This window comes from Moorena producens 3L, assembly GCF_000211815.1.
In the GTDB taxonomy this organism is placed as follows: Bacteria; Cyanobacteriota; Cyanobacteriia; order Cyanobacteriales; family Coleofasciculaceae; genus Moorena; species Moorena producens.
This window is the reverse complement of the sequence record NZ_GL890908.1, coordinates 21,473-30,727: the sequence shown is the minus strand read 5'-3', so window position 1 is coordinate 30,727 and position 9,255 is coordinate 21,473. Positions and strand designations below refer to the sequence as shown.

Annotated in this window: 8 protein-coding genes; 7 read left to right on the top strand and 1 reads right to left on the bottom strand. The window is 41.7% G+C overall.

The features are described 5' to 3' along the window. The first annotated feature begins 864 nt into the window (after positions 1-864). On the top strand, positions 865-1,920 hold the full coding sequence (gene rlmN / locus LYNGBM3L_RS14185) for a dual-specificity RNA methyltransferase RlmN (RefSeq protein WP_008184354.1): 1,056 nt from the start codon (positions 865-867) through the stop codon (positions 1,918-1,920). Between the two features lie 197 nt (positions 1,921-2,117). Here the strand turns inward: rlmN and LYNGBM3L_RS36485 are convergent, their stop codons facing one another. Continuing rightward, on the bottom strand, positions 2,118-2,300 hold the full coding sequence (locus LYNGBM3L_RS36485; protein ID WP_071986879.1) for a replication restart DNA helicase PriA: 183 nt from the start codon (positions 2,298-2,300) through the stop codon (positions 2,118-2,120). 860 nt (positions 2,301-3,160) lie between these two features. Here LYNGBM3L_RS36485 and LYNGBM3L_RS14180 point away from each other — a divergent pair. The 6 genes from LYNGBM3L_RS14180 to LYNGBM3L_RS14160 all read left to right on the top strand — a co-directional run bounded on the left by LYNGBM3L_RS14180 (position 3,161) and on the right by LYNGBM3L_RS14160 (position 9,211). Further along, on the top strand, positions 3,161-4,360 hold the full coding sequence (locus LYNGBM3L_RS14180; protein WP_008184352.1) for a glycosyltransferase: 1,200 nt from the start codon (positions 3,161-3,163) through the stop codon (positions 4,358-4,360). A 697-nt stretch (positions 4,361-5,057) separates the two neighbouring features. Beyond that, entirely contained in the window at positions 5,058-5,963 is a 906-nt protein-coding gene (locus LYNGBM3L_RS14175; RefSeq protein ID WP_008184350.1) for a sulfotransferase family protein, read from the top strand. Positions 5,964-6,003: 40 nt separating this feature from the next. Continuing rightward, on the top strand, positions 6,004-6,138 hold the full coding sequence (locus LYNGBM3L_RS48640; protein WP_267872030.1) for a hypothetical protein: 135 nt from the start codon (positions 6,004-6,006) through the stop codon (positions 6,136-6,138). 138 nt (positions 6,139-6,276) lie between these two features. Beyond that, positions 6,277-7,266, top strand: coding sequence for a glycosyltransferase family 10 domain-containing protein (locus LYNGBM3L_RS14170; protein ID WP_008184342.1), 990 nt, complete (start codon positions 6,277-6,279; stop codon positions 7,264-7,266). A 6-nt stretch (positions 7,267-7,272) separates the two neighbouring features. After that, positions 7,273-8,280 (top strand): Npun_R2821/Npun_R2822 family protein, encoded by a 1,008-nt coding sequence (locus LYNGBM3L_RS14165; RefSeq protein WP_008184341.1) that lies wholly within the window; start codon positions 7,273-7,275, stop codon positions 8,278-8,280. 10 nt (positions 8,281-8,290) lie between these two features. Continuing rightward, on the top strand, positions 8,291-9,211 hold the full coding sequence (locus LYNGBM3L_RS14160) for an Npun_R2821/Npun_R2822 family protein (protein WP_008184340.1): 921 nt from the start codon (positions 8,291-8,293) through the stop codon (positions 9,209-9,211). The last annotated feature ends 44 nt before the right edge of the window (positions 9,212-9,255 follow it).

Sequence of the window (9,255 nt, the reverse complement as noted above, 5' to 3'; positions counted from 1 at the left end):
CGCCTCTGGGAATGGTCTTACTCAGCGTCCACAGGCAGACATCCGCCTTCCGCAGACGTATAACTTTCACGACAGACTTACCTTGGAATTACAGCACTATGACTAACCAGCTGGGGCAAGTCTCTTCCCTGAGCTCCGCTAGTACTTTTATACCTTTTGGCCTAAAACTGATAGGATATTAGACTGTTTGCAAGGTAGCCTTTTAGTCGGTCAGGCGGGTCAGCGACCAACTTTATTATAACACGAATCATCACAAGTTGTCGTCTCGCTATCCATCCCCAACCTGAACGTTCGCGTAGCGTGGCCAAAGGCCAGGTTGGGGAATTCCGCGAATCTTGTTAAAATTTTACTAGTGCATCACTACCATCGGATTCCACCTGAAAACTTAGTTGCACTTTGTACCGGGTCTCACTTAGCCTATCATCAGGGGGTTTTTCCAGGGCCAACCCATCTAATTTTTTTGGACAAATGACCAAAATTATGTACTGAGAATTTAACAGGAGGATCGCTGTCTAAATAAGTAGCGATCGCCAACTCGCTTATTAGTCATAATAATTCTACAAACTTAATAATAATTAATAAGTTGAGAAGCTCAAACAAACATTTAATTATGTCAAAATGAGGGTAAGTACGTCAGTTGTGAGTGCTGAAGGGTCAGTAAGACCAAAAATTTTGATGACTTTTTTTATTTGATTAGTTTTGTTATTATTATTTGCCCGTGGGAGTCTAACGTAACGAGAATTCCTGTTAGAATTATTTGCTCTGATTATATCCTTATATCCTATTTCCCCTAAAGCCCTTATGTGCCCAGATGTTTCTATCCCTCAACCAGACCTCAGTAGCAATGGTTCAAACTCCCAAACCATGACTAATATCAGTGGGTCGGTCTCACCACTGGTAAACTCAATTCCGCCATTGTTAGGAGCTTCTTTAGTAGAGTTAACCAGCTGGATACAAGAACAGGGACAACCGGCTTATCGAGGGCGTCAGTTACATGGATGGATTTATGAAAAAGGAGTGCGATCGCTTTCTGAAATTTCCGTCTTTCCTAAACAGTGGCGTAACACCGTAGCCGATGTCCCCATTGGTCGCTCAAGGTTACACTACCGCTTAGAAGCAAAGGATGGTACGGTAAAATACCTGCTCCAGTTATCAGATGGTCAAATTATTGAAACTGTCGGTATTCCCACACCAAAGCGTCTGACCGTTTGTGTGTCTTCTCAGGTCGGTTGTCCCATGGCTTGTGACTTCTGTGCTACTGGTAAAGGCGGATTCACTCGCAATCTGGCTCGCCATGAAATTGTCGATCAGGTTTTAACAGTGAGGGAAGATTTTCAGGAACGAGTCAGCAATGTCGTGTTTATGGGTATGGGAGAACCCTTGCTGAATACCGAAGCTGTGGTCGGTGCAGTGAAGTCTCTTAATCAGGACCTGGGGATTGGAGCGCGATCGCTTACTATTTCAACAGTTGGTATTCCCGGTCGTATCCGCCAACTCGCTCAGCATCAACTACAAGTTACCCTTGCCGTCAGTCTACACGCCTCAAATCAGCAGCTACGGGAGCAACTGATTCCTAGTGCCAAGCACTATCCTCTCAAAGCACTATTAGATGAATGTCGAGACTATGTAAACTTAACCAGTCGCCGAGTGACGTTTGAATACATCCTTTTGGGTGGACTGAATGACTGTCGAGAACATGCTGTTGAGTTGGCTAAGAACCTGAGGGGGTTTCAGAGTCATGTCAATTTGATTCCCTACAACCCCATTAGTGAAGTAGATTACCAGCGTCCTAATTACCGCAGGATTCAAGGCTTTGTTGAAGCTCTTAAGCAGCAACACATTGCTGTCAGTGTACGCCATTCCCGTGGTCTTGACAAAGACGCCGCTTGTGGACAACTTAGAGCATCTAGAAGTAGTTAGAAGTAATGTTTTAAGGTCATGTTTTAAGGTCATGTTTTAAACGTTGGTTAGATAGGATGGAGGCGAACAAAATATAAGCGATGCAGCGCGGTCATGGGGGAAACCCCCATGACCGCGCTGCATCAAGAAGGGACGTTTTACTAACCCTTCTGTTAAAAACCTACCCTTATGAGTTCGCCCCCTCACCCCCTCATTACTTAAGCACTAGGAGCATAGATGCCAGGGGCATAAGCCTCAACCACCCTGCCAGTGCGAGAGCAGCTAATCATTAAATAATCACAGACGGGGCATTGAGTCTGGGTTAGGTGAGTGTTTTGATAATAAATCCTTTGAGCACTACTGCCACAATTAGGACAGTAAACTTTCTGTGTTATCTGCATGTTAAACCTTGTTTGATTCAGTCAGTTATTAAAAAATGACTGCCTCTAACAAGCACCGACCCTGGTTCAACCATCTACTAGTACCGCTTTGCGAAATTCAAAATGAATTCTTCAGGTGCGACCCAAGGGCGATTTACTCGCCCTAGGAGGCGCGCACCTTAAAATTAACAAAGCTGATGATGTCAGCTTTTAGTTTGTTTTGAATGGTAGCTTTATTTGTGCCGTCTTGTACTAGTTAGGTTTGACCACTCAACTGATTAATCTGGAGGCAGTAATCGTTAATCTTTCCTTAACTATTGTAGTTAAGTCTTATTTTTTTGGTAATTAATTTAACAATACTTATTAATAGTGTTTACATGTTTTAATATTTCGGCCAAATTGGCACTCCAAGACTAGGTGATTTTTATTAAAAATAAGCTTCTCTCCTAATTGATCCCTAATTGATCCCTCAGGATTTTATGTGATTTTTTATACAAATGATTGAGAATATCTACCGTAGATAAAACGAGTTTGATGACCAAAGATGTGAGATATGATACCGTACTCGGTTGATTACTGATCATATCCGAGTACGGGTAATTGGATCGGGTAATTGGTCATTGGTAGTTGACGATTATCGATCCATCTGTTAAATGGGTTAACCAATCCGTTGCCCCATCTTCAATAGCAGACATTAGCAATAGCCCTATTGCTGGAAATTAGAGATGTCCCGACGGGATGGTTTTATGAAAAGCAAGAGTGTTATAAGGGGATAGCTTGGTAAAATTTGGGCAGTATGGTGGTAGAGAGCTTAGGAAATAGACTACTTAAGTATTAATGGCAAACAGAATATCTGATCAATTAACACTTCTAAACTAATAATGAATAAACACTATATCTTTTTTACCAGAAATACTTTACCTCAACCCAATGCTGCCCACTTAGTTCATGATGTCAATTCCGCCAATGCTGCTGCTAACCTTGGTTATTCTACTGTTTTAGTCTATCTTCACCCCCCAGAGAAATCCCTGAATCCCTTAGACTGGCTGTATCCGTTTCGGCTCCAACAGCCACCGGAAAATCTAACCAAGTTTTACAGTATTCAGGATCAGCTCAAGGTGGCTCCCCTAGCTATGCCTTGGCCCATTGGTCACATGAAAGGGAAACTGACTAGCCCCAGCACAATCGTTTGTCGTTACTATTTTCCAATTCATATTTTTACCCATACTCAAATCTTACACACCTTGGATTGGAATTTAGTGAAAACAGCCATCAAATATGGTATACCAGTCATTTATGAGCGGGAACATTATAAAAAAAGTGACTATGATCAATCGATTGTCCAAAACCCACTTTTTCAAGTCGCAGTCACCGTAGCTGATAATATTCGGGACGATATGATTCGTAGGGGTATGCCCCCAGAAAAGATTATCAAACTCCATAGTGGCTTCAATCAGTCTTTTTTAGTAAGACAACCAGAACAAGCCTCTGAATGGCGCAAAAAACTTTTGGTGGATAACCGTCAAAGGTTAGTGGTCTATTCAGGAGGACTCTATCGCTTCAAAGGGGTAGACTTATTAGTTGATGTTGCTAAAGAATTACCACAGATTCAATTTGTCTTTGCTGGTGGCAATCAATCTCAAGTACAGTCTTATCAGCAGCTAGCTAGGGAAAAACAAGTTAACAATGTTACCTTCTTAGGTTATATTCCCCACCAGCAGCTTCCCAGCTTACTCCAAGCTGCTGATGTGTTGGCTCATCCTCACTGTTCTGGTGAGGCGGCTACCTTTACCTCTCCTCTGAAGCTCTTTGAGTATATGGCTTCAGGAACTCCGATTGTGGCGACGGAAATTCCCCCGTTGATGGAATTTAAATCTTCGAGTGCTATTGCTGGCTGGTGTGAACCAGATAACCCAGTTCAATTGACTCGTTGCCTCCAGCAGGTATTAGAAACCTATCCCAGAAACGTGAATGGTTATGCCGCTCAAATTGAGTGGGGGCGTCAGTTCTCTTGGGAAAATAGAATTGCCAAAATTATGAGCAATGTAGCAGAATCTATACATCCTATAATATCTGATTAATACGGTTACCCTTAGGGTTAAAGTAAGCTATCAGCTATCAGCTATCAGCTATCAGCTATCAGCTATCAGCTATCAGCTATCAGCTATCAGCTATCAGCTATCAGCTATCAGCTATCAGCTATCAGCTATCAGCTATCAGCTATCAGCTATCAGCTAATGCGCTACGGATGGTGCTACTTGAGGTGCTTTTGAATCAAAGAGGTAAGCATTCGAATAATGCTGAGTTAAGTCACAGCGCTTGTGGCCTATAGCAAAAACTAGAAGCTTGTGCCACAAAGCACCTCAATTAGCATGGCCAAAGGCTTTTCACCAGACTTTCAATTCTCATCAATCTCTCAATAATTAAATTCTATCGTTCCCGTAGCGTGGCCATAGGCCTGCATAGGTTTATGTTAAGCTGACGGCTGACAGCTGACGGCTGACAGAGGAGTACCCACCAGCCCCTGATAAGTGGGTATAAAAAACCCACTTACTGATCTCAATTTCGGTTATGCTTACTACAAATACTTGCCGATCTCGAGACCTCGAGATCGGGTGATGAGGTGATGGGGAGATCAGGTCAAGAATAGGAAAGAATAAGACATGACCACATGACAAGGTCAGCCCCCCTCTCCTGATCATTTAATGTCTAATCTAAGGACTTGATTAAACACCTTCTAAGATCACTTTATCAAGGAGCAGTTAACTAGATAGACTCATGACAATGCCGAACTTTTTAATCCTAGGTGCAGCTAAGGCTGGAACTACCTCAATTTATCGATATCTAAAGCAGCATCCGCAAATCTACATGAGTCCTTCCAAGGAACCTAGGTTTTTTGCTTTTGAAGGGGAAACTTTAGATTTCCGTGGGTTGGGAGATGAAAAAGAAGCTGATTTTATTGTCACTGATATTGACGCCTATCGTCAACTATTTAAAAAGGTAACTAATCAAGTAGCTATTGGTGAAGCATCTACAAGTTATCTCTACCTTGCGAAATCTGTTGAACGCATAAAGTACTACATTCCTAAGGCAAAACTGATCGCAATTGTTCGAGATCCAGCAGAAAGAGCCTATTCCAACTATTTACATTTACTCAAGCAAGAGCGCGAACCACTAACGGATTTTGCTGAGGCTCTTGACCAAGAAGAGAAGCGCATTCAAAATAACTGGTGGTCCTTCTGGCACTATAAACACCAGGGACTTTACTATGTCCAAATTAAGCGTTATTATGATACCTTTGAAAAAAGCCAGATTAAGGTTTACCTATACGAAGATTTGAATAATAATCCTCTAGGTATGCTGAAAGATATGTTGGGTTTTTTGGAGATAGACGATACCTTTACCCCAGATATATCTGAAAAAGTTAGGCAAGCTCCTCGCCTTCCCAAGAACAAAGCGTTGGAATCATTTTTGAACCAACCGCACCCAGTTAAATCAATTCTCAGTCCATTGCTTCCTGCTAGCCTAAAGGATAAACTAGTTAACAAGATTAGATATTTAAATCGTGGTAAACCTAAGTTATCATCAGCAGTGCGGAAGCAATTGATTGAATTCTATCGCGAGGATATCCTCCAGCTTCAAGATTTGATTGGTCGGGATCTGTCCCAATGGCTAAAGTGTTGAAAATTAAGTTAACAAGTAAGTTTACAATTAGAATTTGACAATGAAGTTAAGTAAGTTAAGCTGTAAGCAGTCAGCCGTCAGCCGTCAGCCGTCAGCCGTCAGCTTATTTGATTCAAAAGCACCGATTGCGCTACGGGCACGCTGCGCGAACAGTAGCACCTCAAGTAGCGCATAGGCTGATAGCTGATAGCTGATAGCACCTCAAGTAGCGTGGCCAACGGCATTTAGCTGATAGCTAAATGCTTACGTTAAGCTGAAACTAAGCTGATCAAATTATTATCAACTTCAAATTGATGAGTTAGGAAATTAAGCTATGTCCAAAACTATGGACAAAAAAGTTATCGGTATGATCAGTAGCTATAAGGCACTGAAACCCAGTCCTGTTGATTGGCTATGGAAACAAACCCCTCGTCCTTTGGGGGTTTGGAAAAATATTCAAATGATAGCTACTGCACCTCAACCGGATTTTTTACTGCTATACAACTTTAACGAATTTTCTGACATCAAACCAGTTAAACCCAAATTTGGCAATTTTTTTGGGCTAGCTCACAAGCCCGCTGAGCCTAAGGTCGCAGATCTCAAGACTCTCTTGCGGGGAGTGCCGAAAGAACGGATTATTTCTTTGGTGCGAGAACCTCCCTTTCCAGAACGGGAAGAGATCCGAATTAATGAATATAAACAAGCTCAGGAATACTGTGGCTATGTATGTGGTCCTGATGATTTTGCGCCAATTCCTGACTATATGCCTGCTATTTCATACCACAACAATTCGTTTCGTGAATTGAATGAAATGGGACCGCCTGAAAAAGCTCGTTCCTGTTGTTGGATTACCTCCGGTATTGCTCGCACGGCTAATCATCGTCAGCGTTTGGCGTTTTTGAAGCTGTTGAGGGACAGTGATCTAGAATTTGACGTGTATGGACGGGATTTGCCAGACTGGGTAAACGGATATGGAAAAGTAGGGAATAAGTGGAATGCGATGGCTCCTTATTACTACAACCTGGCGATTGAAAACTATGCTGGTAATGATTGGTATGTGAGTGAAAAGTTGTGGGATGCTTTATTAGCCTGGTGTTTACCCATATACTATGGTGGTTCTGCTGCTGATAAATTATTGCCTCCAGGAAGCTTCTTGAGACTGCCAAGTGAGGATGAAAAGGGCTTAGCTTACATTCAGGAGGTGACCGCTACACCGGATGCATGGCATGACGCTCTAGATGCGATCGCAGAAGCACGTCAAATCATTTTACATGAGTTGAATTTACTCAACTTCTTGTCTAAAGTAGTGGAAAAACTGGGGTAAGTCTAGATGAGCACAGGAATTTATACATTGGCTAATGATGTGGTTTACAACCAACTGGTAGCACTGCTCAATAGCATAGAGGTTAATGCTGGGAAAGAGACTCCAGTTTGTGTAATTGCCTACAATGATCAATTAGACAAGGTCCGTCAAGAAATTGCCACCCGAGATAATGTCACCTTGCTGGATAATCCAGAACTATTTGCCCGTTGGGAAGAGTTTTCCTACCGTGTTTGGAAAACTCACCCTGACGCTTTACAAGAATGGCAAGCACAAGGCATGAAGACGAAATTCTATCGGGTTGGTGAAAATCATCGTTACTGTGCCTTTGATCCACAGAGTCCATTTGAAAAATTTATCTATCTGGATGCTGACACTCTGCTGATGAATTCCTTAGATTTCGTCTTTAAGCAGTTAGATGAGAGTGATTTTGTGGTTTATGACTTTCAGTATAAAGACCCAGCACATATTTTTAACTTAGCCTCACCGAAGTTACTGGAACTATTCCATGAATCCCAGATTAATTCAGAAATTTTCTGTTCGGGATTTTATGGGGCTAAGCGGGGATTATTTCCTGAAAAGCAGCGAGAATGGTTAGTTTCTCAGTTAGCTAATGGGGAAGCAGAAGTTCTCTATAAGCGAGCGCCTAACCAATCTGTACTCAACTACATGAGGATGAGGTCTGGGTTATCTATCCATAATTTTTCTCTGAGTTTGCCTAAAGATCAAAGAACAGGCAATTCGGTAACATCTCCTCACTTTGAGGTTCGGGATAATCTACTTTATGATCATGGGAATCGGCTGACTTATCTTCATTACATTGGAATCAAGTCAAAAGTTTTCAATAAACTGTGTGCTGGGGATAATATTGACTTTCCCTACCGGGATATTTTCTTACATTACCGATATTATCATCAACCAGAGAAACGTCCTCAGTTTACCACTAAAGCTAAACCTTACAACCAGCCTCCTAGTTTAACCGCTCAAGTATTCAAGAAGTTAGGATTCACTCGTTGAGGCAGATTTTATGAATCGTGGAATTTACATCACTGCTAATGACCGGGTGATTGAGCAGTCTATTGCGTTACTAAATAGTATCCGCTGTTATGATAGCGATACCCCAATTGTTTTGATTCCCTATGATGACAATTATCAAAACGTCGTCCAAATTCTCCAAGAGTCCTATGGAGTAGAGATTTATCCAGATTTGGAGTTTATCGAACGCCTGTCTACTAAGCTACACGAAATTTTCGGGGAAGGATTTTTTGCTAGGCCGAATCAGTTCCGGAAACAGGCTTGCTGGTTTGGAACTTTTGATGAATTTATTTATATCGATACCGATATAGTTGTTTTTGAGAAGATAGCTGATAATCTTAACTACCTGGCTGACTATGATTTTATTTGCTGTGATTACCAGCATGTCGGGGGAATCACCAATGTTTTCACCCCTAAAGTTATTGAAGATAAGATTTTTAGTGAAGCGGAACTGAAGGATATCTTTAATGGGGGGTTTTGGGGAGCCAAGAAAAATAAGATTAGTGAAGAAACCTTATATGAAACCTTTGCTGAGTGTGCGGCTCATCCCGAGTACTTTGACTTTTCCCAGAAAACCTCCGATCAGCCGATTATCAACTATATGATATTGAAGCAGATGCACCACCGATTTAATATTGTGCGTAGACCAGGGGGAGCTCCAGGAAATTGGGCAGGTAGTAAACAATTTCAAACCCAAGGAGTACGACTTATTGATCCAAATTTGAATCAACCCCTACAATATCTACACTGGGCTGGTATTCGTATTCAGCCTGGTTGTCCTTACTGGGATATCTGGAAACATTACCGCTATTTGAATGAACCTATGCCAGAGGATGAGTCTTTGCAGACTAAAACTCAGAAGAGCTTATGGGAACAAATTACCAACAAATTACACAAATCACTGAAAAAATAAAGCGGATTTAGTCCTAAAAGGGTGACAAAAAGGATTAATGGAAT